Source organism: Sorangium sp. So ce327 (assembly GCF_051530205.1).
Classification (GTDB): Bacteria; Myxococcota_A; Polyangia; order Polyangiales; family Polyangiaceae; genus Sorangium; species Sorangium cellulosum_B.
The window spans coordinates 5,783,143-5,807,860 of the sequence record NZ_CP150330.1; the positions used below are offsets into that span (position 1 = coordinate 5,783,143).

The 24,718-nt window shown below is 72.2% G+C and carries 21 protein-coding genes; 12 read left to right on the top strand and 9 right to left on the bottom strand.

Annotated elements, in window-relative coordinates; all coding sequences use genetic code 11:
* Positions 1-82 precede the first annotated feature (82 nt).
* The 3 genes from WME95_RS21720 to WME95_RS21730 all read left to right on the top strand — a co-directional run bounded on the left by WME95_RS21720 (position 83) and on the right by WME95_RS21730 (position 3,042).
* Positions 83-499 (top strand): MarR family winged helix-turn-helix transcriptional regulator, encoded by a 417-nt coding sequence (locus WME95_RS21720; RefSeq protein WP_437910379.1) that lies wholly within the window; start codon positions 83-85, stop codon positions 497-499.
* Between the two features lie 356 nt (positions 500-855).
* Positions 856-2,001 carry a hypothetical protein gene (locus tag WME95_RS21725; protein ID WP_437910380.1) on the top strand — a complete coding sequence of 382 codons (1,146 nt, stop codon included), beginning with the start codon at positions 856-858 and terminating at the stop codon, positions 1,999-2,001.
* A 243-nt stretch (positions 2,002-2,244) separates the two neighbouring features.
* Positions 2,245-3,042, top strand: coding sequence for a CDP-alcohol phosphatidyltransferase family protein (locus tag WME95_RS21730; RefSeq protein WP_437910381.1), 798 nt, complete (start codon positions 2,245-2,247; stop codon positions 3,040-3,042).
* A gap of 21 nt (positions 3,043-3,063) precedes the next feature.
* On the opposite strand, the gene WME95_RS21735 is transcribed toward WME95_RS21730, so the two are convergent.
* The gene (locus WME95_RS21735) at positions 3,064-3,777 is read right to left on the bottom strand and encodes a cob(I)yrinic acid a,c-diamide adenosyltransferase (RefSeq protein WP_437910382.1); all 714 of its coding nucleotides are present in this window, start codon (positions 3,775-3,777) and stop codon (positions 3,064-3,066) included.
* A gap of 97 nt (positions 3,778-3,874) precedes the next feature.
* Here WME95_RS21735 and WME95_RS21740 point away from each other — a divergent pair, with 97 nt between their 5' ends.
* Together WME95_RS21740 and moeB are read left to right on the top strand one after the other, a co-directional pair.
* The gene (locus WME95_RS21740) at positions 3,875-5,425 is read left to right on the top strand and encodes a hypothetical protein (RefSeq protein WP_437910383.1); all 1,551 of its coding nucleotides are present in this window, start codon (positions 3,875-3,877) and stop codon (positions 5,423-5,425) included.
* A gap of 198 nt (positions 5,426-5,623) precedes the next feature.
* Positions 5,624-6,787, top strand: a complete 1,164-nt coding sequence (gene moeB / locus WME95_RS21745; RefSeq protein WP_437554352.1) for a molybdopterin-synthase adenylyltransferase MoeB — start codon at positions 5,624-5,626, stop codon at positions 6,785-6,787.
* A gap of 68 nt (positions 6,788-6,855) precedes the next feature.
* Here moeB and WME95_RS21750 read toward each other — a convergent pair whose 3' ends face one another.
* Positions 6,856-7,188, bottom strand: a complete 333-nt coding sequence (locus WME95_RS21750) for a hypothetical protein (protein ID WP_437554354.1) — start codon at positions 7,186-7,188, stop codon at positions 6,856-6,858.
* A 183-nt stretch (positions 7,189-7,371) separates the two neighbouring features.
* On the opposite strand from WME95_RS21750, the gene WME95_RS21755 reads away from it, so the two are divergent.
* The 4 genes from WME95_RS21755 to WME95_RS21770 all read left to right on the top strand — a co-directional run bounded on the left by WME95_RS21755 (position 7,372) and on the right by WME95_RS21770 (position 10,872).
* Entirely contained in the window at positions 7,372-7,824 is a 453-nt protein-coding gene (locus tag WME95_RS21755; protein WP_437554356.1) for a hypothetical protein, read from the top strand.
* Positions 7,825-7,987: 163 nt separating this feature from the next.
* Positions 7,988-9,004: a tetratricopeptide repeat protein gene (locus WME95_RS21760; RefSeq protein ID WP_437554358.1), complete on the top strand. Its 1,017-nt coding sequence runs from the start codon at positions 7,988-7,990 to the stop codon at positions 9,002-9,004.
* A 118-nt stretch (positions 9,005-9,122) separates the two neighbouring features.
* A complete protein-coding gene (locus WME95_RS21765; protein WP_012236492.1) occupies positions 9,123-9,338 on the top strand; it encodes a hypothetical protein in 216 nt (71 codons plus the stop codon).
* A gap of 64 nt (positions 9,339-9,402) precedes the next feature.
* On the top strand, positions 9,403-10,872 hold the full coding sequence (locus WME95_RS21770) for a hypothetical protein (RefSeq protein WP_437910384.1): 1,470 nt from the start codon (positions 9,403-9,405) through the stop codon (positions 10,870-10,872).
* A gap of 6 nt (positions 10,873-10,878) precedes the next feature.
* Here the strand turns inward: WME95_RS21770 and WME95_RS21775 are convergent, their stop codons facing one another.
* From WME95_RS21775 to WME95_RS21785, 3 genes are read right to left on the bottom strand one after another with little or no spacing between them, the layout of a single operon-like run.
* Entirely contained in the window at positions 10,879-12,723 is a 1,845-nt protein-coding gene (locus WME95_RS21775) for an ArnT family glycosyltransferase (protein ID WP_437910385.1), read from the bottom strand.
* Complete coding sequence (locus tag WME95_RS21780) at positions 12,720-13,706, bottom strand: hypothetical protein (RefSeq protein ID WP_437910386.1); 987 nt, start codon at positions 13,704-13,706, stop codon at positions 12,720-12,722. Before WME95_RS21780 ends, WME95_RS21775 begins: the two co-directional genes overlap by 4 nt.
* The gene (locus tag WME95_RS21785; protein WP_437538562.1) at positions 13,703-13,825 is read right to left on the bottom strand and encodes a hypothetical protein; all 123 of its coding nucleotides are present in this window, start codon (positions 13,823-13,825) and stop codon (positions 13,703-13,705) included. Before WME95_RS21785 ends, WME95_RS21780 begins: the two co-directional genes overlap by 4 nt.
* A gap of 20 nt (positions 13,826-13,845) precedes the next feature.
* Between WME95_RS21785 and WME95_RS21790 the strand changes: the two genes are divergently transcribed.
* Entirely contained in the window at positions 13,846-16,836 is a 2,991-nt protein-coding gene (locus tag WME95_RS21790; RefSeq protein WP_437910387.1) for an ATP-binding protein, read from the top strand.
* Positions 16,833-17,222, top strand: a complete 390-nt coding sequence (locus tag WME95_RS21795; RefSeq protein ID WP_437554370.1) for a response regulator — start codon at positions 16,833-16,835, stop codon at positions 17,220-17,222. The genes WME95_RS21790 and WME95_RS21795 overlap by 4 nt, the downstream gene beginning before the upstream one ends.
* 63 nt (positions 17,223-17,285) lie before the next feature.
* On the opposite strand, the gene WME95_RS21800 is transcribed toward WME95_RS21795, so the two are convergent.
* The 3 genes from WME95_RS21800 to WME95_RS21810 all read right to left on the bottom strand — a co-directional run bounded on the left by WME95_RS21800 (position 17,286) and on the right by WME95_RS21810 (position 22,756).
* Positions 17,286-19,370 carry a hypothetical protein gene (locus WME95_RS21800; RefSeq protein WP_437910388.1) on the bottom strand — a complete coding sequence of 695 codons (2,085 nt, stop codon included), beginning with the start codon at positions 19,368-19,370 and terminating at the stop codon, positions 17,286-17,288.
* A gap of 239 nt (positions 19,371-19,609) precedes the next feature.
* A complete protein-coding gene (locus tag WME95_RS21805; RefSeq protein WP_437910389.1) occupies positions 19,610-21,121 on the bottom strand; it encodes a metallophosphoesterase in 1,512 nt (503 codons plus the stop codon).
* Between the two features lie 186 nt (positions 21,122-21,307).
* Complete coding sequence (locus WME95_RS21810; RefSeq protein WP_437910390.1) at positions 21,308-22,756, bottom strand: serine hydrolase domain-containing protein; 1,449 nt, start codon at positions 22,754-22,756, stop codon at positions 21,308-21,310.
* On the opposite strand from WME95_RS21810, the gene WME95_RS21815 reads away from it, so the two are divergent.
* Positions 22,742-22,864 (top strand): hypothetical protein, encoded by a 123-nt coding sequence (locus tag WME95_RS21815; RefSeq protein ID WP_437911140.1) that lies wholly within the window; start codon positions 22,742-22,744, stop codon positions 22,862-22,864. The two genes, WME95_RS21810 and WME95_RS21815, sit on opposite strands and share 15 nt — an antisense overlap.
* A gap of 119 nt (positions 22,865-22,983) precedes the next feature.
* Here WME95_RS21815 and WME95_RS21820 read toward each other — a convergent pair whose 3' ends face one another.
* Complete coding sequence (locus WME95_RS21820; protein WP_437910391.1) at positions 22,984-24,372, bottom strand: serine hydrolase domain-containing protein; 1,389 nt, start codon at positions 24,370-24,372, stop codon at positions 22,984-22,986.
* Between the last annotated feature and the right edge of the window lie 346 nt (positions 24,373-24,718).

The following is a 24,718-nucleotide window of genomic DNA, read 5'->3' on the forward strand; positions in this document are numbered from 1 at the left end:
CTAGCAAGCATCGGCGATGCGCTCGTCTCCAGCCGGACCCCCTTCAGAGAAGAGCTCTCGGCTGGGCGAGGTGCTCGACTTCATGAAGCTCCTGTGGGCCGTCGATCACGGCCTGCAGTCGACGTCGAAGCGCATGGAGGCGAAGATGGGCGTGACGGGCCCGCAGCGGCTCGTCATCCGCATCGTCGGGCGCTACCCGGGGATCTCCGCCGGGCAGCTCGCCGAGATCATGCAGCTGCACCCGAGCACCCTCACGGGGGTGCTGAAGCGGCTGCAAGAGCGCGGGATCATCGAGCGCCGGGTCGACCCGAAGGACGGGCGCCGCGCGCTCCTGGGCCTCACCGCGCGCGGACGCGAGCTCGACAGCCTCCGCACCGGCACGGTGGAGGCGGCCGTGCGGCAGGCGCTGAAGTCGGTGCCGCGACGCAAGCTCGACGCCGCGCAGGACGTGCTCGCGGCCGTCGCCGAGGCGCTGCAGCCGCAGCAGGGCGACGAGTAGCGCCGCCGGTCGGATCCGCGCGGGCGGCGCGCGATCCAGTCAGGGCAGCGCCGATCGGAGAATGCCTGCAGGCGCGCACGGCGCTGGAGCCGCGGCGCGCTGAGCGAACGGCGCTTCGCGGCCCGAAGCGCGGCGCGCGCTGCGTGATCTGCGTGAAGCGCAGGGCTGGGCCGCGACCCGCGGCCCCTCCGGACATCGAACAGAGAAACAGCGGTCGTCCCGCACGGCGATCCGCGCCTCGCCGTCTCCGAGACGGAGGACGTCGCCGCGCCGGACCCGTGAATCGAGGCACTCGGCGCGATCTCCGCGCGGCGCGCGCCGCGCCGAGCGCCTCCCATCAGCACGACGGGGGAACCATGAGGCACTGGGTTCTTGGCTCGATCAGCGCGGCGATCATCGCAGCGTCATGGGGCTGCGGCTCCGGAGAGCGAGGCGGGCAAGCAGACACGGGAGGCGGAGGGCAAGCGGCGGGAGGCGGAGGGACCGGGAGCCATGCCGCGGCCTGCACGATCGCGGCCGAGGGCCTGAAGGTGAGCAGCGGCCGCGGGATCACGCCGTCGATCGCGTGGACCGGATCGGGCTTCGCCATCGCGTGGCACGAGCGCGCAGCCGACGAGGGCGACATCCTCCTCGCCACGGTCGACGCGGAGGGCAACAAGCTGCGGGAGGAGGTGATCGATGACGGGCCTGGCGTCTCCAGCCACCCGAGCGTTCACCGCGACGGGCAGGGCCTGCTCGTCCTCTGGCAGGATCAGGACGGCGCGGGCAGCGTCGTGCGCGGCCGCCGCGCGACGCTGGAAGGCGTCGCCGAGGGCGCGGCCTTCGATCTGGCCAGGAGCGGAGCGGCCGAGTCCTGGCCCACCGCGGCGGCGAGCCAGGACGGGACGCTCATCGCGTGGATGGACGCGGGCGGGTCGCAGCTCGGCCACCTCGACGGCGGCGCGCTGAGCAGCTCGATGCCGCTGGATCAGGCGCAATTTCCGGCCGTCGCCTCGGACGGGGAGAAGACCGCGGTGGTCTGGACCCGGGGCGACGCGCTCGACTTCGCCAGGCCAGGTCAGGAGAGCGCTCCGCTCGATCCGATCGCGCACCAGGGCGTCACGGCGAAGCTGCCGCGCGTCGTGCTCGGCGGAGACGACGCCTTCCTCGTCTGGGAGGACACCCGCAGCGGCGCGGAGCAGATCCGCGCGCTCCGGATCTCTGCGCAGGACGAGCTGTCGCCCGAGGCCATCGCCTCGCGCGGCGAAGGCAGCGCCAACTGGCCGGCGCTCGCGTGGACAGGGCGCGGCCTTGCCGTCGCGTACTACCAGTTCCGCGACGGTCCCCCGGGGGTCTTCGTCACGCTGCTGAGCCGGGACCTCGAGCCCATGGGCGACGAGATCGAGGCGAGCGGCGGCGCGACCGCGCGGTACCCGGCGCTGGCCTGGACAGGCCAGGAGCTCGGTATCGCCTACACGGAGCAAGACCAGGGCATCCGGCTCTCGCGCGCCAGTTGCCCTTAGCTCCGCCCGCCCACGCGGCGCGATCCTCCGCGACCGTTCACCGCATCCCGCCCGCACGGGCGGCGCGCGCCGCCCGTGCGGCCTGGCCGCCCCCGACGGCGCGAGATCATCGCGCGCAGCGGCGCAGCCCGATCGCCCGCGGCGATGCGCCCGCGTCGCCGCCGCGGCCCCGGATCGAACCCTGCAACCGCCCTCGGCGTGGCCGTCCTCCCCTGCGCCTTTGCGATCCTAATCTGCACAGCCGTGCTCGGCGCCTACGCCGTGCGCGTCGCGCGCCGCGGCCGACCCGCGATGCCGCGGCTCGGCGCCTCTCCTGGGAGCGCGCTGCTCCCCGGGCTGGTGGTCGAGGCCTTCTACTGGTCGTTCCACGCCCCCGCGCGCGCGCTCGCGCGCCTCGGCGTCTCGCCGGACGCGCTCACCTACCTCTCGCTCGGCCTGTCGCTCGCCTGCGCGCCGTTGCTCGCGGCCGGCCGCTTCCGGTCCGGCGCCGCGCTGCTCATCGCCGGCGCCGTCCTCGACGCGCTCGACGGCATGGTGGCGCGCGAAGGCGGCAAGGCGTCGCGCGCCGGCGCGGTGCTCGACTCGTGCCTCGACCGCCTGTCCGACGCCGCGCCGCTCATCGGCCTCGCCGTCTTCTACCGAGAGCACCCCGCGGCGCTCTCGATCCCGCTCGTCGCGATGGTCGCCTCGTCGCTCGTGAGCTACGCGCGCGCCAAGGCCGACGCCTACCGGATCTCGCTGCCCGACGGGCTGATGCGCCGGCACGAGCGGCTCGCCTACCTCGTCGCCGCGCTCGTCTTCGGTCCGGCCGTGCCGACCACGCGGCTGACCGGCGCCCTCCCCTTCCCGATCACGATCGCCTGCCTCGCCCTCGTGGCAGGCGTCGGCCTCGCCGCGGGCCTGCGGCTGGTGCAGCGCACGCGCGCCGCCCTCACGGCGGCCGACGCGGCGGCGCCGTGCGAGCCGAGGACGACGGCGCGCTCCGGTGGAGAGCACCCGCGCCTGCTCCGCGGCGGAAAGGCCACGAGCGCGCCCCGGTGACGCCGGCCAGGGCGGCGCGGCTCAGGCGGGCGGCGCCTTGCCGCCGCTCGCCGAGGCGTCGGGCTCCCAGAGGAGCTCCGGCGTGCCGAGGAGCGCGGCCGCCCAGCGGCTCCAGACGAAGAGGGCGTCGCTCAGGCGGTTCAGGTAGCGGACCGCGTGCGGATCGGCGTGGCCGGCCTGGGCGAGGCGCACGCAGCAGCGCTCCGCCCGGCGGCACACCGTCCGCGCCACGTGGAGGTCCGTGTTGAGCCGCGAGCCGCCGGGGAGGACGAACGAGCGCAGCGGCGGCAGATCGGCCTGGCAGCGGTCCATCTCGGCCTCGAGGAGATCGATCTCGGCCTGCGTCACGCGCGGCTGCTTCGGGTGGACGTCCTCCGGGAGCGTCGCGAGGATCGACCCGAGGTTGAAGAGCTCGTGCTGGACGCGGAGCAGCGTGCGCCCGAGCTCCGCGAGGCGCTGGGCGCCCTCGCGCGGCGCCCCCGGGAGCAGCTCGATCAACGTCTGCCGCGCGGCGCCGACGAGCGCGTTGAGCTCGTCGACGGTGCCGTAGGTCTCGATCCGCGCGTCGTCCTTCGGGACGAGCTGCCCGCCGACGAGCCGGGTCAGCCCGCCGTCCCCCTGCCGCGTGTAGACGCGGTTGATCGTGATCTTCGGCGCCTTGAAGACGCGCGCGCCGCCGCTCTCCCCGCCGTCCGGCTCGTGGTCGCCCGTCCCGCGCGTATCGTCGTCGCTCACGGGGAGCTCACGTAAGGCCTCGGCGTACGAGGGTCAAGAAACGCCGCCGGAGGCGGTGTTGACGATCCTCCGGGGGAAGTGGAAGAGTCCTGTCCCTATGCGCTCAGCAGGGCCGCTGCTCCGTCATCCCGTCTCCATCGCCCTCGTCCTCGCCGCGATCCCCGTCGCCGCGGGCTGCGCCGCCGAGCCGGCCGCGCGACCGGCGCCGAAGCCCGCCGTCACGGCGGAGATGGCGCGCATCGCGGAGAGCCAGCGCCGCGTCGACGAGGCGAGCCGCGCGCTGTCCGACAAGCGGTACGCAGACGCCCGCGGGCTGCTCGACAAGGCGAGCGGGCTCGGCGTCGACTCGCACCGGTACCAGATCGGCGAGCTGCGCGAGAAGGTCGACAGGCGCGAGGCGAAGGTCTGGGCCGACGACGCCGCCGATCTGCTCGACAAGAAGGAGTGCGAGGCCGCGTTCCACAAGCTGTCGGCGCGGATCGACGAGCTGAAGAGCGAGGCGTTCACCCACGAGGTCCGGCGGCTCGTGGCGTCGCAGGCCGCGGCGTGCGCGAGCAGGAAGGTCGACGACGCGACCATCGCGGGCAAGCTCGCGGAGGCGCGCGCGTTCCTCGCGGCCCCGCCGACGAGGGCGGTCGTCGGCGACGCCGCCACGGACCGGCTCACGGCGGAGCTCGACGCCACCATCGCCGAGGTCCTGTATGGTCAGGTCGAGGCGGACGTCTCGGCCGGACGCTGGGCGAGCGTGGTCGAGAAGCTCGACGCCGCCGTGAAGCGGGGAGACACCTCCGAGGAGCAAGGGCGCGCGATCCTCGGGCGGGTCCGCGCGGCCGCGGCGCCACGGCTGGCCGAGCTCGCCGGCAGGGCGCTCGGCACCCAGGACGCGGCAGCCACGCTCGAACAGCTCGACGCCACCATCGCGCTCCTGCGCTGGGAGGCGCTCGCGCCCGACGGGGCCGAGCTGCCAGGGAGCGGCGCGCTGCCCGAGCTGCTCGCGCGGAAGCGCGCCGCCCTCGCGGCGTGGGTCGAGGCGCGGACGGTCCGGATGAAGCCCATGAAGAAGCCGGAAAAGCGCTGGTCTCACGGCACCGTCGCTGTCTCGCCGGCGTCGGACAGCGACGGCGAGCCGACGCGCAGCCTCCTGCCCTCGACGCCCGTGTGGGTCATCGGCCAGACCAAGGATCGCGCGCTTGTGACCGAGGTCGACCCCGGCACGACCGTGGTCACCGCGGCGTTCGACGTCGCGATCGGGTGGGTGCCGCTGGCGCGCCTCGCCCAGGAGCCGACCGTCGACTGGCTGCCGCCGAACGACCAGCTGAAGGGCGAGCGCGTGTGGGGCCCGCTCCGGGAGAAGCAGCCGACGCTCGAGCTCGGCGTGGTGAGCGACGTCCAGGGAGCCGACATCACCGTCCGGCGGCTCGCCGACGACGCCGAGATCAAGCTGTCGCGCAAGCAGCTCCGCAGCGGGCGCCTCGCCCCGGGCACCAAGGTGCTCGCGCTCTGCAAGTCGGAGAACGAGCCGGCGACGATCATCGACGTGCCGCCCGCAGGCCGCGTCGCGCGCATCCAGTGCGAGGGCGGCATGCAGAAGGAGGAGCCCCTCGCCTCGCTCCGATCGCGGCCCGATCTCTTGCCCCGCAGCCGCTAGCGCCGCCCTGGCGGAGCCCAGCCCTCCCGCCGCAGCCGAGCGGCCGGCTGCGCCGCGCCGGCAGACCGATCCGACGCGCCTCGCGTCTGCCGGCGCGGCGCTCGCTCTGCCCGCGTGGCCACAATTCTCGACCGCCGGCCGTCCGTCGTTGACTCGTAGCGCCGGGCACCTAAGTCTCTCCATCCCTGAGGAGCCACGATGCCTACGACCTATAGCGACCTCATCTCCGACGTCCGCAAGTCCATCCGCGAGCTCTCGCTGACTGAGCTCAAGCGCCGCCTCGACGACAAGGTCCCGATGGTGCTCCTGGATGTGCGTGAGAAGGAGGAGTACCGCGCCGGCTTCATCCCGGGCGCGATCTCGATCCCGCGAGGCTTTCTGGAGATCCAAGTCGAGCAGAAGCTGCCGGACAAGTCGGCCCACATCGTGGCCTATTGCGCCGGCGGCACGCGCTCGGCGCTCGCCGCGAAGACGCTCCAGGAGCTCGGCTACACCAACGTGGAGAGCGCCAACCCGGGCTTCTCCCGCTGGAAGGACATGGCCTACCCGGTCGAGATGCCGCCCAACCTCACGGACGCGCAGCGGGATCGGTACTCCCGGCACCTGCTCCTGCCCGAGGTCGGCGAGGCGGGGCAGGCCAAGCTGCTCGCCTCCAAGGTGCTCCTGCTGGGCGCCGGCGGCCTCGGCAGCCCGGCGGCCCTCTACCTGGCCGCCGCCGGCGTGGGGACGCTCGGCCTCGTCGACGCCGACGTCGTCGACAACTCGAACCTCCAGCGGCAGATCCTCCACGCGACCTCGCGCGTGGGCAAGCCCAAGGTCGACAGCGCCGAGATCGCGATCCGCGACCTGAACCCCGACGTGAAGGTCGTGAAGTTCCAGGAGCGCGTCGACAGCGGCAACGTCGACCGCATCTTCGACCAGTTCGACATCATCGTCGACGGGTGCGACAATTTCCCGACGCGCTACCTCGTGAACGACGCCTCGGTCTTCAAGAAGAAGCCGGTCGTGCACGGCTCGATCTTCCGCTTCGAGGGCCAGGTGACGACGTTCATGCCGGGCGTCGGCCCCTGCTACCGGTGCCTCTACCCCGAGCCGCCGCCCGCCCACCTCGCGCCGAGCTGCCAGGAGGCGGGCGTGCTCGGGATCCTGCCGGGGACGATCGGCATGATCCAGGCGACCGAGGCGGTGAAGCTGATCCTCGGCAAGGGGGCGCCCCTCATCGGCCGGCTCCTCACGTACGACTCGCTGCGGATGAAGTTCGGCGAGCTCAAGCTGCGCCGCGACAAGAACTGCCCCGTCTGCGGCGAGTCGCCGACCATCACGAGCTACATCGACTACGAAGGCTTCTGCACGCTCGGCTGAGCGGACACGCCACGCCCGGCGCGCTCGACGACGAGCGCCCGCGCCGCGCGGCCGGGCGCTCCGCTGTGTCACGAGGGGTACTGGAGCACCGTGGCCTTCTCGGGCCGCTCGATCGCCTCCACGCGGCTCGTCACGATCTGCCGCTCCATCCCGTCGTGATCCATCTGGGTGAAATAGATGGGGCTGCCGACGCGCGCGTTCTGCGGCTCCGGGATCACGACGCCGTTCGGGTTGATCCGAACCGCGCCCTGGAGCTTCAGGTGCAGCGCGAGGTGGGCCGGCCTGAACTTGCGCGCGGCCCGATCGCGGACCGCGACGCAGATGTCGTCGCGGACGTGATACTCCGTGTTGCGGGTGATGAAGACCCGGTGCTTGCGGCGCTCCGTGCCGGTGTAGTCCATGCTCGCTCCTTCGCGCCCTTCGGCGCGGCACGCATCGTGGCAAGGCGCGCCGCGCGTGGCCAAATTCGTCGCGGCCGCGCGGCCCCCGGCGTCCCGCACGAAATCAGGTGCCGCAGCAACTTTGTGCGAATCTCCGCGCGCTTTTGGGACGCAGCGCGCAGCGGTGCCACGATCGCGATCGCCATGTCGCGCAGCGAGCGTCTACCCGGTCCCGGTCTGGCGAAGGTCCAGCGTCCACCGCTCCTCCAGCGGAGGCACATCGAGCTCGTGACCTGCTCGACGGGGCCCCTCCACGCGCTGTTCGACAGCGCCGACGTGCTGAGCGAGGGCAGCACCCGCGACGAGGGGGGCGCGCTCGTCTACTACGGGTCGACCAGCGTGCACGTCGCGCTGCCGCCGGACGCGCCGCTGGCGGCGCTGCTCGATCGGGCGCTCGCGCTCGACCCTCACCTGAGGCTGCGGGCGCTCCGCGTGGCGCACCGAGAGGCCGCCGCGCGCGCGGGGGGCCCGCTCGGGCCGATGCAGGCCGAGATCCGCTGCGGCTTCGCGCCGCGCGCCGCGGCGGTCTCGTTCGCGCTGACCGTGGACGTCACGGCGCGCGTGCTGATAACGACGGACAGGACGGCGCGCGCGTGATGGCGATGCAAGGACCTTCCCGACGAGACCGCGACCGCGGGCCGCGCCCCCTTGACGCGCGTGTCCACGTGGAGAACGGGAGCACTCCGGCGCGAGGCGGGGTACGCTCCCCACGACGCGCTCTGCCTCCGCCGATCGTCGGCGCGGAGCCGGTGACGCTGCGATGAGCAACAAGGACCGTTCCGCCTCCGGAAATTCCGACAAGGTGATCCACGTCGTGTTCGGCCCTGGTGGGGGGCGGGTGTCGCAGCCCCCGCCCGCGCCGCAGGCGGGCGCGACGGAGGCGCCGCTCCCTGCGCCGGGCGCCCGCGAGCCGGTCACCGACATGTTCACCGGCACCGAGGTCGCGCGGCTGCTCGGCATCTCGCCCGGGCGACTGCGCTCGCTCGATCGCGCCGGCATCGCGGCGCCGAGCGGCCGGCGGCGGGGGCGGCGCGCGTACACCTTCTCCGACCTGATCGCGCTGCGCGCCGCGCGCGACCTGATCGCCCGCAAGGTGCGCCTGCGCGACGTCGCGCGGGCGATCGACAACATCCGGACCGCGCTCCCCAAGGTGACGCGCCCCCTCGCCGAGCTCCGCGTCGCCTTCGACGGCAAGGCGGTCGTGGTCCGGGGCGCGTCGGGCGCGTTCGAGCCGCTCACGGGGCAGATGGTGCTCGACTTCGAGGTGAAGGAGCTGCGCGACGACGTCGTGCGGGTGCTCCGCCCGAAGGTGGGTCGGGAGCGCGCGCGCACGGCCTACGAGCTCTACATGCAGGCCAGCCAGCTCGATGAGGATCCGGCGACGATGGACGAGGCCGAGGCGCTCTACCGCCGCGCGCTCGAGATCGACCCGTGGCTGGCCATCGCCTACACGAACCTCGGCAACATCTGCTTCCGGCGCAACGCCGAGGAGCAGGCGGAGGCGCTCTACATGAAGGCGCTCGATCTCGACGCGGCCCAGCCGGAGGCGCAGTACAACCTCGGCTACGTGATGCTCGAGCGCGGCCAGGCGGCCGACGCCATCCGCTATTTTCAGGGCGCGATCGCGAGCGATCCGCGCTTCGCGGACGCCTATTACAACCTCGCGATGGCCTACGAGCAGATCGGCGATCCGACGAAGGCGCGCCCGTGCTGGCGCAGGTACCTCGAGATCGAGCCGACCGGCACGTGGGCCGAGATCGCGCGCAGGCACCTCTGAGGCGGGCGCCGCGGGCGTCGCCGACGCGCCCGCGACGTGGCAGGTCTTGGCGGTCGGAACCAGCGAGTGAGCGCGAGAGGTTGCCAGACCGCGCTCCCAGTCAGGAGAGGTGAACGAGATGAGCGACGTGGGATCGGCCCGGCGGGCCAAGGACGAGCTCAAGGCCAAGATCAGCGGCGAGCCGTGGTGTGTCGGCATCGGGGTCGAGCGGGAGGACGGGGTCGGCTTCATCGTCCGCGTCAGCATCCGGTCCGGAGGAGCCGACGCAGCGCGCGCGGTCATCCCGGCGCGCATCGGCGGCGTGCTGATCAAGGTGATCGAGAACGACCCCTGAGTACGGCCGATCCGCGGTCTTCAAATATCGCCAGGCCGCGCAAACCGTGTAAGCTGCGCGCCTCGTGAACGAGCGCAATCTCTCCCGCCGACTTTCCACGAGCATCGTTGACGCGTTGAAGGCGCACGGGCACATCCTCGTGGCCAGGGGCGGCGCGACGGCGCTCGCGCGCGAGCTGGAGGACAAGATGGCTGCGGACATCGCGGCCATCACGCCTCGGCTCGAGCCGTGGGCCCTCGTCGACGGAGAGCCCACCACCACGTTCGGCACCGACGAGATCGACGACCAGGTCGAGGAGCTCGTGGCGAGCCTCACGAGCACGTTGATGGAGTCCGAGCACGTCGAGGACATCTTCACCGAGGACAACGTGATCAAGCGGGACGTGTTCCGCGTGATGCGCGACGCGCTGCTCGGGCCGCGGCCCGAGCTCGCCCTCGAGGACGACGGCCCTGTGCACGTGCGCCTGGACACGCTCGGGTACGTCGCCTCGACGGTCGGCAAGCGCGCGCCGGCGCAGGTGCTGCACGAGTCGCTGACGCGCGCGGCCCAGAGCGCCGGCGGCAAGCTGACGGGCTACGATCCCGAGCTCCGCGAGGCGATATTCTCGCTCGAGAGCAGCGACCCCGACGCGCGGCTCGAGATCGAGGAGGCGGTGGCCGACGAGCTCTCCGATCTCGTCGAGGCGAAGGTGGTGACGCTCCCGATGATGGAGCGCCGCTTCGAGCTGCAGCGCAAGATCGAGGCCGGGGCGCGCGGCGGTCTGCGCCAGCGGATCGACTCCATCGCTTCGAGGATGCTGCGCGAGGGCGGCTGCGCCGCGTCGTGGGAGCTCGCGGGCGATCGGGTCCTCAAGCTCAAGCTCACGCCGCTGTCCGAGCAGGATGCGCTCGAGGTCGACAGCCACATGACCGACTTCAAGCGTGAGATCGCGGTGGTGCTCGGCGACCCGCTCGACGAGCTCGACGTTGCCCGGAAGCCGGCCGCCGCTCCCCTGCGCAACGACGCCCCGCCGTCACGACGCCGCGAGCCTGCTCCGGTGGCGGTGGCGGACGAAGACCTCGACGAGGAGGACGAAGACCTCGACGAGGAGGACGAAGACCTCGACGAAGGGGAGGACGAGGACCTCGACGAGGAGGACGAGGGCGAGGACCTCGACGACGAGGACGAGGACCTCGACGAGGAGGAGGACGAGGACCTCGACGAAGAGGAGGACGAGGACCTCGAGGAGGCGCCCTCCAAGAAGGCCGCTCCGCGTGAGAAGCCCCGCAAGCCGGCCGAGCCGGCGACGGAGCAACCCGCGGCGAGCAAGCCCAGGGCCGTGGCGGTCCGAGGCGCGAAGAAGGAGCCGGCGAAGAAGCCGGCGGCCGCGACCAAGAAGGCGAGCGCGCCGGCAGAGAAGGCGGCGACCGGGAAGGCCGCGGCGCCGGCCTCCGTGAAGAAGGCGGCGAAGGCGCCCGCCAAAAAGGCGGCGAAGGCGCCCGCCAAGAAGGCGGCGAAGGCGCCCGCCAAGAAGGCGGCGGCGAAGAAGCGCTGATCGCGCTCAGCGGGCGCGGTTGCGGTAGACCAGGATCACCGGGACGCCATCGGGTCCGGCGATGTGATCCGGGCTCGTGGTCCCGAACGCGACCCACGCCTGGTACGCCTGCCCCAGCATGTGCTTCTCGTGGTGGTAGAGGGCGAAGTCCGCGCCCGCGACCGCCCCCACGCCGCGGATGTCCTCTCGCAGGCGCCCGTCGCGCAGCAACATCTCCCACGCCGGGCCAGCGGTGTCGTGGATGTACACAGTCCCTCGAGGCGGGACGTGCTCGTTGAGGTACGCGACGACCGCGCCCGTGGTGTACCCCCAGAAGGTGCGGTTCAGCCCGAGGTTCGCCGCGCCCGGCGCGCCGCCGACCAGCGGCGTGTAGCTCGAGAGCGCCCACGGGTGCGCGTGCAGCGTCTCGGCGATGGGCGCCGCGACCACCGCCGCCCCGAGCAGCGCCGGGACCAGCGGGCCGCGTGGGAGCGCGGCCGCGCGCGCGGTGTTCGCGCCGGCGCGCGCGCGGGGTCCGCGCGCGCGCCGGGAAAGCAGCAGCGCGCGTAGACCGACGCGCGCGCGCCGCACGGCGCCGGAGAACGCGGCGCCGGCGAACAGGGCGATGAACGGGTAGGCCGTCATCCAGTGCTTCGTGCCGCCGAAGATCGGCGTGCTCGGGGAGAGCCAGGCGCCGTACACCGCGGCGATGGCGAGGAACCAGAGGAGCGCCGTGCCGCCAGGGTCGTCCGCGGGCGGACGCAGCCGCGCGGCGAGCGCCCGCTCCGCGGCGAGCGCGAGCCGCCCGCCTCCCGGGGCGAGCCGCGCCGCCGCGCACGCGAGCGGATAGAGGAGGCGCTCGCGCGCCGCCGCGCAGAGCCCGGCGACGAAGAGGACCAGCGTCACGACGGGGACCGTCGCCGCCGTCATCACGGGCGCGTAGGCCCTCGGCATCGGAGGCGTCCAGTAGTTCCGGCCGAGGAACTCCATGTTGTAGTACTCGTGGTTCAGGTGAAACGACGCGTACTCGCGGAGGCGCGGGAGCGTGTCGCGCCAGATCCACGGCCAGAGCGCGTAGAAGACGAGAGGGCCGATCGTCGCCATCGCGGCGAGCGCGGCCAGAGGTCGCCGGGCGCCTCCGGGCCGCGCAGGCGACGCCGCGGCGGCGGCGGCGGGCGCCGCCCTCGCCGCGATCACGCGCGCGACGATCCGGTCCCTGAGCTCCATGCCGACGGCGTGCGAGACGCAGACGATCGGCAAGAACCAGGAGTTGTGCTTCGTGTCGAGCGCCAGGCCGAAGGCGACCCCGGTGAGCACGGGCCACAGCGCCCCGCCGTCCCGCAGCGAGCGCCAGTAGGCGTAGGCGCACAGCGCCCAGACGGTCACGATCGGCGCGTCGAAGCACGCGAGGTGCGCCTGGTAGAAGTACCGCGGCAGCATCGCGAAGAGCACGGCCGCGGACGCGCCGGCGAGCCGATCGCGCGCCTGTGTGCCCCAGAGGTACACGAGCGCCACCCCCACGCCCGACAGGACCATCGCGGGGAACCTGTAGCTCGTGCCCTCCATGGCGAAGAGCCCGAGCCGCTTGTGCAGGACGAGGTTGGAGAGCGCGAAGAGCGACTTGATGAGGCCGGGGTGCTCGTGGTTCACCGACCAGGCGGCGTCGACGCGGTGCGGATCGAGCGCCGCGCGCGGCGCCTCGAGGAGCGCCTGGAACCACGCGCCGTAGCGGTCCGCGGCGAAGAAGTAGAAGCCCTCGTCGCGCGCGTAGCCGAGATCACCCGCGGTCGCGAGCAGCAGGGCGACGTACGCCGCCGCGAACGCGAGCGCGATCAGGCCGTCGGCGGGCGCGAGGGGCGCCGAGCGCTTCATCGGGTGTCCGCCTCGAAGCAGTAGTGGCGGTGCGTGAAGTCGGCGGATCTCACGGCGAACTCCACCTCGGCCCCGGCCGCGCCCGCGTGGGCGGCGAGCGGGAACTCGAACGCCGCCCACCCGTCGCCGTCGGCGTGCGTCGCCTCGCCCACGGTCTCGCCGTTCACGCGCACGGACAGCGTGACCGGCGCGCCCCGCCGCTCCCGCTCGATGATCCAGTACATGCCCGCGTGCCCTCGGATCACCGAGCCGAGCGGGACGCCGCGGAAGCGCGTGACGATCTCGCCGTCCCTCGGCGGGTGGGACCAGATGCACCGGCGAGGGCGGAACTCCTCGTCCGCGATCACCGTGACGCCCACGTTGAAGAACGGGCCGCCGGGGCACTCGAAGCGCTCGGCGGGGAACGTCGGGTTCCCGCCGAGCCCGCCGGCGGCGATCCGCGCGCGCGGGTTCCAGCGGCACGCGGCCGGAGGAACCGTGACGCGCACGTCGGCCGACGCCGGCGCGACGTTGTCGACGAAGTCGTAGGCGACGCGCGCGGGCGACGGGTTCACGAGGCGCCGGAGCACGAAGGGGCCGCGCTCCTGCCGCGCCTCCTCGCGGAAGCCCGCGAGCTCCTCGGCGCGCTGGCCGAGGACGCTGATCTCGACCGCGGCCGCGTAGCGGCTCTCGTCGGGCCGGGCGGCGTCGCGCAAAGGCATCAGCTCGTCCCCGAGCGCGCGGCGCGCGGCCGGATCGGCCCATCCGGGCGCGACGACCACGAGGTCCCCCGGCTGCTTCATCGCCGCGAGGGGCGCCCCCACCTCGCGCCAGGCGTCGAAATCCGGAGCGCTCTCGCTGAAGTACACGTGCGCCACGAACTCCCCGAGGCCGAGCGCCGGCAGGCCGAGGAGGGCGAGCAGGCCGAGGGCGCGGCGCCGGCCGCGCGCGCTCGCCGCCTCGCCCGCGGGCGAGGCCGTCTCATGGAGCTGCGCCGAGGTCACGCCGTCCTCCGGGCGAGCCGATCGGCGCGTGCCGCCGGCAAGAGCAGCGCGGAGACGGCGATCACCGGCTCGGGCCTGTAGCACGACGGTGCGAGCGCGGCGCGGCGGATGAGATCCATCCCGTCGGTAGCCCTACACGATGGAAATCATGGAGGAAACGCGACGGATGGCGCCTGCCCCGCGGCCGGTTTTCTGGCGGTGTGGAGCTTCAACGTCCCTGGTGCCGGCCTTATGTTGGTGGCCCCACAAAATCATGTCGTACCGTTGCCGCCAACCCGCCGAGGTCGGCCATCTCGACCCCCCCCGAACGCGCGCCGCCCGTGGACCGAGCTCCCGGGCCCCGACGCCGGTGGATGCCCAGGCGCGGCTGCGCACGGTGCTCACCCATGCGCCGCTCGCGCTCTTCTCCTTCGACGAGCGCGGGATCATCACCCTCTTCGAGGGGCGCGGGCTCGAGGCCCTGGGGCTGAAGCCTGGCGAGCGCGTGGGCCGCTCGGTGTTCCACGTGTTCGCCGCCTACCCGTGCGTCACCGAGAACGCGCGCCATGCCCTCGAGGGACGAGCGGTGACGACCGTCGGGCAGATGCCGGAAGGCTGGCTGGAGGCTCGCTACATCCCGCTGCGGGACCCGGCCGGCAAGGTCACTGGCGCCCTCGCCACGTGCATCGATATCACCGCACGACAGCGGGCGCTGGACGCGCTCGACCAGCAACAAGCGGTGCTGAAATACGTCATCGCCAATGTCCCGCACGCGATCTTCTGGAAAGATCGCCAGGGCCGGTTTCTCGGAGGAAACCAGAACTTCCTCAACGACACCCACACAAGGGTCCTGGAGAACCTGCTGGGCAAGACCGATTTCGACGTCTGGGGCACGGGGGAGGACGCGGCCGCTTTCGTGAAGATCGACCGCGAGGTCATGGAGCGGGGCGTCCCGATGCTCGACATCGAGGAGCCCCTGCTCCGCCCGGACGGCCAGCGGCGGGTCCTGCTCACCAGCAAGGTGCCCATCCGCGACGAGAGCGGCGAGGTGACGGGGCTGCTCGGGATCTACGCCGACATCACCGAGCGCAAGCAGATGGAGCTCGACCTGCACAAGGCCAAGGAGGCCGCGGACGCCGCTGCCCGCGCCAAGGGAGAGTTCCTCACGATGATGAGCCACGAGCTGCGGACGCCGCTGTCGCTGATCCTCGGGCCGCTCGAGTCGCTGCTGTCGAGCCCGGACGAGCCGCTGTCGCCGAAGGTGCGGACGCACCTGGAGCGCATTCAGCGCAGCGGGCGGCGGCTGCACCGGCTTGTCGACGACGTGCTCGACTACCAGAAGATCGAGGCCGGCAAGATGCTGCTCGACTGGGAGGCGGTCGACGTGACGACGCTCGTCGCCGACCTGGTGGAAGAAGCTCGGCCAGCGGCGGAGCGGGGCCTCCTGCAGCTCGCGCTAGAGGTCGACCCCGCGCTGGGCACGGTCCCCCTCGATCGGCGCAAATTCGAGAAGATCGCGCTCAACCTGCTGGGCAACGCGCTCAAGTTCACCCCGCCGGGCGGTCGGGTCACGGTCGGATTGCGGCCGCGCGACGGCGTAGTCGAGCTCTGCGTCGAGGACACCGGTCCGGGCATCCCGTCGGACAAGATGCACCTCTTGTTCCAGAGGTTTCAGCAGATCGACGCGTCGATGACGCGCAAGCACGAGGGGACCGGGATCGGGCTGTCGCTGGTCAAAGAGCTCACGGAGCTGATGGGCGGCACCCTCGGCGTGGAGAGCGAGCCCGGCGTTGGCTCTCGCTTCTTCGTGCGGCTGCCGCGCGCTGCGGCCCCTCGGATCGCGCCGCCGCCCCTCGGCTCGCCGGTGGGGACGAGCGCGAATGGAACGCGCGCCGGCGCGGGCGATTTCGCCCAGCCCGAGCTGCGCGCCATGGGCGCGAGCGGCGCCGGGGTGCGGCGGACCGAGCCCGCGCCGCGCCTGCTCGTGGTGGAAGACAACCCGGACATGCGGTCCTACATCGAGGACATCTTGCTGGCCGAGTACGAGATCGCGCTGGCGACCAACGGCCGCGAGGCGCTCGAAGCGGTCAAGGCGAGCCGGCCCGACGTCATCGTATCGGACGTGATGATGCCGGAAATGGACGGCTTCGAGCTGGTCCGGCGGCTCAAGCGGGAGCCCGGCCTCCGCTCTATCCCGATCATCCTCCTGACGGCCAAGGCGAGCCGCGCCGAAACGGTGGGGGGGCTGGAGGTCGGCGCCGATGACTACCTGGTCAAGCCGTTCGATCCGCTGGAGCTCAAGGCGCGGGTCCGCGCGGCCGAGCGCCTGCACCGCGCCTACCAGGAGCTCGAGGCGAAGAACATCGAGCTCGCGACGGCCCTGAAGAGGCTCTCGGAGACGCAGGAAGAGCTCGTCCAGGCCGGCAAGATGGCGGCGATCGGGACCCTGGTCGCGGGGCTGTCGCACGAGCTGAACAACCCGGTCGCCATCATCCTGATGAACGCCCAGCTCGTCCTCAAGCGGCAGCGCGACGGCCATGGGATGCCCGATGAGCGCCTGCTGCTCAAGGTCCTGCGCACCATCGAGCAGCAGGCCCACCGCTGCTCCGACCTCACGCGAGCGCTGCTCGATTACTCGCGCGGCAAGACGATCGGCCGGGAGACGTGCGACATGTCCACCGCGCTCCGCCGCGCGTACGAGCTCTCCACGCCGCGGGCGCGCGGGCGCGCCGTCCACCTCAAGGTGAACAGCTCCACCGCGGCGCCGCTGCCCACCGTGCTCGTGAATCCGGCGCAGCTGGACTCCGCCTTGCTCAACGTGATCGGCAATGCGATCGACGCGACCCCGCGCGGCGGCACCGTCGAGGTCGAGGCTCACCCCCTCCGCTACAGGGACATCGAGGGCGTGCAGATCGAGGTGCACGACACCGGCTCTGGTATCCGCCCCGAACACCTGGACCGCCTCTTCGAGCCCTTCTTCACCACCAAGCCGCCGGGAAAGGGGACCGGCCTCGGGCTCTCGCTGACGCATCGGTTCATCCAGGAAAACGGCGGCGACATCCGCGTCGAGAGCGAGCTCGGCGCGGGGACGACGATCCGCATGTGGCTGCCCGCATCTCACGTGCAAGGCCGCGACGGGGACACGCCGTGAACAACCAGCTGAGCGAGCCCCAGGGCAACAGGCCGCGGGTCCTGGTGATCGACGATGAGCCAGACATCCGAGAGACGCTGGATACGTTCCTGTCCTTCGAAGGGTACGAGGTCGCCACCGCAGCGACCGGCGAAGCGGCGGTCGAGCAGGTCCAGGGCGAGCCGTTCGATCTGGTGATCACCGACCTGCGGATGCCAGGCATGGGCGGCGATGAGACCCTGGCCGCCCTGAAGCGGCTCCACCCGAACCTGCCGGTCATCGTGGTGACGGCGCACGCCTCCGACACGGCCGCCGCGCGCTGCATGAAGGAGGGAGCGCTCTGGATCGTCCGCAAGCCCGTCGATCTCGACGATCTGCTGCGGCTGGTCAGGGCTGCGGTCCGCTGAGCGCGCGGCAGGCAGCGCGCGGCTCGGCATGGATGCCAGCGCGCAGCCCAGGGGGACGACCCGCTACAGCTCGATCGCGTAGACGACGCTGCCGAGCGGCATGCGCTGCATGCGCTCCTCGATCACGCCGCGGAGCGCCTTCCAGGCGCCGGCCTTCTCGACGTACGTCTCGCGGAGGCGCAGCGCGCCGGCCTTGTCGCCGCGCGCCTTGATCCCGAGCACCGTCCTCGCGAGCGCCTCCGCCGCGGCGGGCATCTTGTCCGACTGGATCGAGAAGCACCCCTTGTCCGCGCCGTTCGCCGCGGTCTCGCCGCGGTAGAAGCCGATCGCTCCTGCGTCGAGCAGGCTGCCGAGCTGGATCGCGGCGAGCTGGCCGTAAGGACGCGCCTCGCCGCCCGCTGTGTACATGCCCTGCCCCGCCTGCCCGAGCGCCCAGATCACGTCCCTCACCTCGGACATGCGGGCGAGCGCCGGGTCGAGGACGCCCTTCTGCGCGAGCCAGCCGGTGAAGAAGAGCGCGCCGGTCTGGGCCTTGAGCTCCTCGAGCATCACGGCGAGCGGCCCGCCGAAGAGCTCGTCGTCGGTCTTGCCCTGCACCTTGTAGCCCTGCGCCGGGCCCAGGTTGTGGGCCGCCTCGTGCAGCACCGTCCCGAGCGCGGCCACGGGGCGCTCGAGGGAGACGCTCTCCATCGTGGTCTTGCAGAGGAGCGACGCGGCGGCCTCCCGGAGCGCGGCGCGGCTGTCGTCGTCCTGGAGGAGGTTCACCATGACCACGGTGCGGCCGCGGCCTTCGGTCGCGACAGGTCCCCAGTTCGGCAGGCTCTGCCCCGATGTCCCGCCGGTCGCGGCGCGCGACTCGCCGGCGTTCAGGAGGACGTCGATGAAGTCGGGCAGGTGGAAAGCGACCTTGCGCGCCCTGTACGGCGCGCCCGCGAGGCCCGCGAAGGCGGCCTCCATGTCGGACTTCACCGGATCGAGCTTCTTCTGCCAGGTCAGCGACTCCTGGTTGATCCGCGCGAAGCTCACGTGGAAGCCGGCCTTGCGGCTGCACGGCTCCCAGTAGGTCTCGTCCGGCCCCACGCGCAGGTACCACGCGGAGTTCTCGGCGTTCATCTTCGCCCAGGGCTCGTCCGCGGCCTCCCAGCGGTTGTCGAGGAACGCCTGCGACGCCGCGAGCAGGTAGGCCTTGAAGGCGGCCTCGCTCGGGCTCTGGATCGCCTCGGCTGCCGCCTTGAGCTCCCGGCTCACCGCCTCCATCTCGGGCTTGTAGGCCTCGCTGTAAGGCACGGCCTTGAGGGCGCCGCGCTCCTCGACCACCACGGTGAAGGGAGAGAGGAGCGCCTTCTGATCCGGGCGCGCCTCGAGCGCGGCGCAGAACTTCTTGTCCTGCTGGAGGCGCGCCGGATAGACGCCCGTGACGCGGGGCGGCCTGCTCGGCAGCGCGCTGCAGCTCGGATCGTCGCGCGTCCTGGGTTGCTGGCACCAGGGCCCCTGGTTGCGCCAGAACAACGCCCGGCTGGCGGGGTCGTCGGCCGGGATCTTGTCGGCCATGCCGGCGGAGCCGAGCTGCTTCGCGTGGATCTGCTCGATGAGCTCGGCCACCTTGAGCAGGTGGCCGACGATGGCGCGATCCTCGGCCGGCGCGCCGCGGAAGTCGGACCGGAGGAGCGAGGGGCGGCCGGCCGCGAGCTCCGCGAGGACGGCATCGCGGCGGCGCACCTCGGCCTCGTCGAGGCCAGCGCGCAGGTGGCCCTCGGCCTTGACCTTGGTCATCGCGGCATACGCCGACGTGAACGCCGGGGTGAAGGCCCCGGAGGCGACCCAGGCCGGCGCCGGGGTGTGGCGCCAGAGGGCGGAGACCTCGTCGGGGTCGACGGCGCCCGAGCCGTTGCGATCGGCGATCCAGAACAGCGGGAGATCGAGCTCCACGGCGATGCGGTTGAGCTCGATCCGGGGGATCTGATCGAAGCGCGGGGCCTGGGGCGCGGCCTGGGTGGGCGTGGGCGCAGGGGGAGCGACCGGCGGCGGCTCGGGCGGCAGAGGCGGGTGCGGAGCCGAGCAGGCGGCGCCCGCGGCGAGGGCGGCGCCCGCGGCGAGGGCGGCGAGCGGGGCGCGGCGGGACGGCGGGATCGGAAGGGAGATCTTCATGGCTGGAGCTCCGAGGGGCCCTTGACCTGCGATGCGCGCGGGGCGGCCGGGAGGCCAGCGAGAGCGAGGAGGCGCGCCGCGAGAGCGCCCGGCACCCTGGTCGCGCCGCGAGAACGCCTCCCCGCGCGATCGGCCGCCGGACTGCCAGACGCGCAGGAGCGTAGATCAAGGACGCCCGGAGAGGGGGTGTTTCTACGCGCGGGCAGGAAGGAGCGTTGTCCGGCGGCGCGGGAGCGGCCTCATGAGGAGGGACGGACGCCCGCCGCCCTGGGCAGCCGCTGCCCGAAGACGCCTGCCAGGAGCTCCCCTGCCCCGTAGTAACAGAGATAGCCGGCCAGCACGAACTTGAGAGGCACCGCCGACGCGGGCAAGAGCAGCAGGACGAGGCCGGCGAGCGTCGAGCCAGCGCCCACGACGAAGAGCCACTTCGACTCCACCATTCCCTTGAGCACGATCGACGCCGCGACGCGCAGCGCGCCGGAGATGAACGCAAAGAACCCCACGAGGACCACGAACATCTCGACCACGTAACCGCGACGAAGCACGACGAGGCCCAGAAGGAGGCTCGCCACGCCGCGCACGCGGGAGAGGAGGCGTCGGATGGGCGGCTCCCGCAACGCGCCGACGAGCGACAGGGCGCCATCGGCGAGCGCGTAGGCAGCGAAGGCCAGGACGAGCAGGCGCCACCCCGCGGAGGAACCCTGACCGACGGAGATCGTCAGCGCGCCGGCGCCCACCGAGAGCGCGAGGGCGCCTTGCGCGATGAGGATCCACCGGGAGCGCTCCGGGCGCGTCGGCTTCGGAAAGATCGTCCTCGCGGCGGAGAGGGCCGCGGCGACCGGGCTCTTCGTCGCCGGACGTGCGCGATCGGGCTTCGCGTCCGGGAGCACGAGGGGCATCCCGCGCTCGACGGCGCGACCGTCTTTCCACTCCAGATAGCGGACATGTCCGTCCGGAGAGATGCGAAGGAACGAGTTGAGAGGCCCGGCCCATGAACCGCTGTTGAAATACCAGTCACCGATAGCGCCTGCCTTGTGGGTGTGCCCGAGGACAGCCACGTCGTAGGCGCCCGTGTCGAGCTCCGCGCGGACCCCGACCACGTGCTCGCCGAGCCGGTCCGGGTTCTGCGCCGGCGTCAATGCCCCGGGGGGGGACGGGTCCCCCTCGGTCGCGCGCTGGCTCATCGTCGCCAGGGTGCGTTTCCAGATCGTCAGTATCGAGTCGCCGAACTGCTCGAGGACGTCCTCCACGCTCTCGCCGCCCTTGAGGAGAGGAGAGCCGTTCTCGTCCTCGGCGACGCCGGCCAGGATGGAGAACATGCGGCCGAAGCCAGGCTCGTCCCCGGCGTTGAACGGATCGGTCTCGTGCCCGTGGCAGAAGCGGAACCGCTTGCCGCCGAGCTCTCGGGTGAACGGCGCGCGCATGCACGCGAAGAAGGGGTGCTTGAGGAGGTCCGTCTCGATGAAGTGCACGAGATCGACGTCATGGTTGCCGGGCACGTAGACGAGCCTCAGCGCGGCGAGCTGGTCGAGGAGCGCTCGCCGCTTCACGAACAGGAGGCTGAGGTTCATCTGCCAGAGCTCGAAGAGGTCGCCGAGGATGAAGAGCTCGCCTCCTTCGCTGCCCACGTGGTCGAGGAATGCACGCAGCTGCGACGTCTTCTTGCCTGCCTCGAAGTTGTCGCGCGCGCCGCCGTCACCGATGTGCAGATCGCTGATGACGAAGATATCCCTGGCTGCGACATCCAGCATTGCCCTGCTCCAGGGTCGAACGATCCCGCCATGAGAGGCGGCCGCGTCCCCCACCCCGCGTGCGTCGCAAGCCGCGTGCCGCGACGGTTCGCAGGCGGGCGAGCGCCGGTCGAGCGGACGGCTCGGCCGGCATCGACTCGCCCGCCGGCTCGCCGCCGCTCGGCGTGCGCGAGCGCCCCCGGGCGGTCACTCGCAGAGGGCGGTATCGACGAGGTCGAGGACGTCCATGTACGCCTGCTCGGCGCCCTCCTCGCCGAACACGAAGTACGGGAGAACGGTGATCGCCACGGTGACGACGCGGCCGTCCTCGGTGACGCCGCCGCGGGTGTGGTAGCCCGGGATGTCGCCGCCGTGGCCCCAGACGAGGCCGCCGCAGCTCAGCGGGGTGCTGATCACGCCGAGCCCGTACCGGGCGCCGGGCCACATGGCGGGGGCGTCGACCGTGGTGCGGAGCGCCTCTAGCTGCGCGGGCTCGACGAGCTCGCCGCCGAAGAGGGCGGTGTAGAAGCGGTTGAGGTCGCTCGGGGTCGCGATCACCTGGCCGGCGGCCCATCCCCATCCCGGGTCGAGCTCGGTGATGTCTTGCAGCGGCTCGCCGGGCACGTCCGTGTGATAGCCCTTTGGATGGCACCCGCGGATGCCCTGCTCGCCGACGCCGGGGAGGTAGGTGTGGCGCAGCCCGATGCGCTCGATGATCCGGCGCGTGATCTCCTCGTTCAGAGGGCGGCCGGTGACCTTCTCGATGATCATGCCGGCGAGGACGTAGTTGGTGTTGCTGTATGCCCATTCGCTGCCGGGGGCCTTCCCCGGCTGCGCCAGCGCCATGTCGAGCAGCGCGTGGGGATCGACGTAGGTGTGCTGGAGCTTGAAGACGCCCTCGGCCAGGAGCACATCATCGTAGTCGGGCAGCCCGCTCGTGTGCTGCAGCAGCTGACGCACGGTGATCTCGCGGCCGTCGATGCCGTCGCCGCGCACGAGGTCCGGCAGGTAGGTCTCGATCGGCGCGTCGAGGTCGACATCGCCCTCGCCGACGAGCTGCAGGACGACCACGGCGGTGAAGGTCTTGCTGCTGCTGCCGATGCGCAGTTGCCCGTCGACAGGCACCTTCGCCTCGGTCTCCAGATCGCCGACACCTGAGGTGTAGTGACGGGTCTGCCCGTCGCGATCTCCGACGGCGACCAGGACGGCGGGGAACTTGAGGTCGCCCACCAGATGATCGGCGCCTTGCTGCACCGGATCGTCGGGATCGGTGTTGGCGCCGCTCGTGGAACCCTCGGTGCACTCGCCCGCTGGATCACCTCCGCCGCCGCTGCCGGCGTCCTGGCCGCCGCTGCCGGAATCCTCGCCGCCGCTGCCGGCGTCCTCGCCGCCGCTGCCGGCGTCCTCGCCGCCGCTGCCGGAATCCTCGCCGCCGCTGCCGGCGTCTTGGCCCCCGCTGCTGGCGTCTCCACCCACACCGGCACCGCCGCCCGTGTTCTCCGGCGTCCCACCGGCGTCGGAGCAGCCCGCGAGCAGGGCCGAGGATCCGAGCAGCGCCGAGACGAGGACCATCGAGAAGACGTTTCGCAAGCTCACCTCTGCTGCGCTGGCAGCCCGGGTTCTCGGAGAAGTGAAATGACGGTGCAGAGATCTCATGATCGGCTCCTGGTCGCGTGCGGGCGCCCCCGGTTCACCGCCGCGAGCCGGCGGCTTGCGCCGCCCGGCATCGCCGCGTTCATCGGAGAGCGCACCTCGTTCTCGTAACGCTGTTCCCGGACTCGTGAGGTTCGTTCATGCCTCCTGCGAGTCTGTCGCAAGAACTCATCCTCCGGATCGTGCCGACGCGGCGGTCGTGACCACCGGCGCGGGGGCGCGCCCGGGGATCACTCGCACAGCGCAGCGTCGGAGAGCGCGAGGACGTTGGCGTACGCGGCGTAGGCCTCCTCGCGGGTGTGGACGCTCGGCACGGCCGAGGGCAGCGCCGTGACGGCGACGGTGACGGCGCGGCCGTCCTCGGTGACGCCGCCGCTGGTCTCGTAGCCGAAGATGTCGCCGCCGTGACCCCAGAGGACGCCGCCGCAGCGCAGCGGGCTGCTGCTCAGGCCGAGCCCGTACCGGTAGCCGGGCCACATGCTGGAAGCGTCGACGGTCGCGCGCATCTCCTCGAGCTGCGCCGCGTCGAGGAGCTCGCCGCCGAGCAGGGCGGTGAAGAAGCGGTTCACGTCGCCCGGCGTGGAGACGATGTTTCCGGCGGCGCCCGCCTGGGACGGGTCGAGCTCCGTGACGTCGCGCAGCGGCTCACCGAGCGCCGCGTGATAGCCCTTCGGGTGGCACCCCCGGATGCCCTGCTCGCCGACGTCGGGGATATAGGTGCTGCGCAGCCCGATGCGATCGATGACCCGCCGGGTGATCTCCTCGGCCAGAGGGCGGCCGGTGACCTTCTCGACGATCAAGCCGGCGACGATGTAGTTGGTGTTGCTGTACGCCCATTCGGCGCCAGCGGCCTTCCCCGGCTGCGTCAGCGCCAGGTCGAGCAGGGCGCGGGGCTGGAAGTAGGTGTGCAGGACCTCGAAGACGTCGTCGCCCAGGGCCAGCCCGACGTAATCGGGCAGGCCGCTCGTGTGCTGCAGCAGCTGACGCACCGTGATCTCGCGGCCGTCGATGCCATCGCCACGGACGAGATCCGGCAGGTACGTCTCGATCGGCGCGTCGAGGTCGACCTTGCCCTCGCCGACGAGCTGCAGGACGACCACCGCGGTGAAGGGCTTGCTGTTGCTGCCGATGCGCACCTGCCCGTCGACAGGCACGCTCGCGCCGGTCTCCAGGTCGCCGACGCCGGCGGTGTAGTAACGGGTCTGCCCGTCGCGGTCACCGACCGCGACCAGGACGGCGGGGAACTCGTCGTCGCGCACCAGGCGGTCCGCGCCCTGCTGCACGACGTCGTCGGGATCCGTGTTGGCGTGGAGGGTGGGATCGCCGGTGCACTCACCTGACGGGTTTCCTCCGCCTCCGTCTCCACCGCTGCCGGCGACTTCGCCGCCACCGCCGCTCTCGTCTCCACCTGCACCGCTCTCGGCGCCACCGCCGCCCACGCCGCTCGCGCCGTCCGGCGTCGCCGGCGCCCCGCTGCCGTCGGAGCAACCCGCGAGCAGGGCTGAAGACCCGAGCAGCGTCGAGACGAGCACCGTCGAGAGCACGCCTCGCAGGCGCGTGGCTGCTGCGCGGGCGACCGGTGTTCTCGGGGAAGCGAAGCGATGGTGTGGGAAGTTCATGATGGGCTCCTGGTCGTGTGCCGGCTCCCTCGAATCACCGTCGCGGACCGGCGGCTCACGCCCCGGGGCATCGCCACGTTGCTCGAAGAGCGCCGCTCGATTTCGGAGCTCTGTTCCCGGACTCGTGAGGTTCGTTCACGCCCGGAGACGAAATTTCTCTTCAGGATGCCGTCGATGGCGGGTGATGGACGTTGGAACGCCCTCCGCGCCATGGCGCATCACCACGGCAGGTTCCCCATCGACCTCGCCGCGGCGCAAGGACTTCGGCCGCGCGGCGCGGCAGGCTGCGCGCCGCTTACGGCGACGACGCGCGAGCCCCCTCGGGGGTGAGGGTGTCGAGCAACCA

Excerpts from the sequence above, each read along its gene's own strand:
- WME95_RS21720 (WP_437910379.1), top strand. The coding sequence starts at position 83 with ATGAAGCTCCTGTGGGCCGTCGATCACGGCCTGCAGTCGACGTCGAAG.
- WME95_RS21725 (WP_437910380.1), top strand. The coding sequence starts at position 856 with ATGAGGCACTGGGTTCTTGGCTCGATCAGCGCGGCGATCATCGCAGCG.
- WME95_RS21740 (WP_437910383.1), top strand. The coding sequence starts at position 3,875 with ATGCGCTCAGCAGGGCCGCTGCTCCGTCATCCCGTCTCCATCGCCCTC.
- moeB (WP_437554352.1), top strand. The coding sequence starts at position 5,624 with ATGCCTACGACCTATAGCGACCTCATCTCCGACGTCCGCAAGTCCATC.
- WME95_RS21750 (WP_437554354.1), bottom strand. The coding sequence starts at position 7,188 with ATGGACTACACCGGCACGGAGCGCCGCAAGCACCGGGTCTTCATCACC.
- WME95_RS21755 (WP_437554356.1), top strand. The coding sequence starts at position 7,372 with ATGTCGCGCAGCGAGCGTCTACCCGGTCCCGGTCTGGCGAAGGTCCAG.
- WME95_RS21760 (WP_437554358.1), top strand. The coding sequence starts at position 7,988 with ATGAGCAACAAGGACCGTTCCGCCTCCGGAAATTCCGACAAGGTGATC.
- WME95_RS21765 (WP_012236492.1), top strand. The coding sequence starts at position 9,123 with ATGAGCGACGTGGGATCGGCCCGGCGGGCCAAGGACGAGCTCAAGGCC.
- WME95_RS21775 (WP_437910385.1), bottom strand. The coding sequence starts at position 12,723 with ATGAAGCGCTCGGCGCCCCTCGCGCCCGCCGACGGCCTGATCGCGCTC.
- WME95_RS21785 (WP_437538562.1), bottom strand. The coding sequence starts at position 13,825 with ATGGATCTCATCCGCCGCGCCGCGCTCGCACCGTCGTGCTACAGGCCC.
- WME95_RS21790 (WP_437910387.1), top strand. The coding sequence starts at position 13,846 with ATGGAAATCATGGAGGAAACGCGACGGATGGCGCCTGCCCCGCGGCCG.
- WME95_RS21800 (WP_437910388.1), bottom strand. The coding sequence starts at position 19,370 with ATGAAGATCTCCCTTCCGATCCCGCCGTCCCGCCGCGCCCCGCTCGCC.
- WME95_RS21805 (WP_437910389.1), bottom strand. The coding sequence starts at position 21,121 with ATGCTGGATGTCGCAGCCAGGGATATCTTCGTCATCAGCGATCTGCAC.
- WME95_RS21810 (WP_437910390.1), bottom strand. The coding sequence starts at position 22,756 with ATGAGATCTCTGCACCGTCATTTCACTTCTCCGAGAACCCGGGCTGCC.
- WME95_RS21820 (WP_437910391.1), bottom strand. The coding sequence starts at position 24,372 with ATGAACTTCCCACACCATCGCTTCGCTTCCCCGAGAACACCGGTCGCC.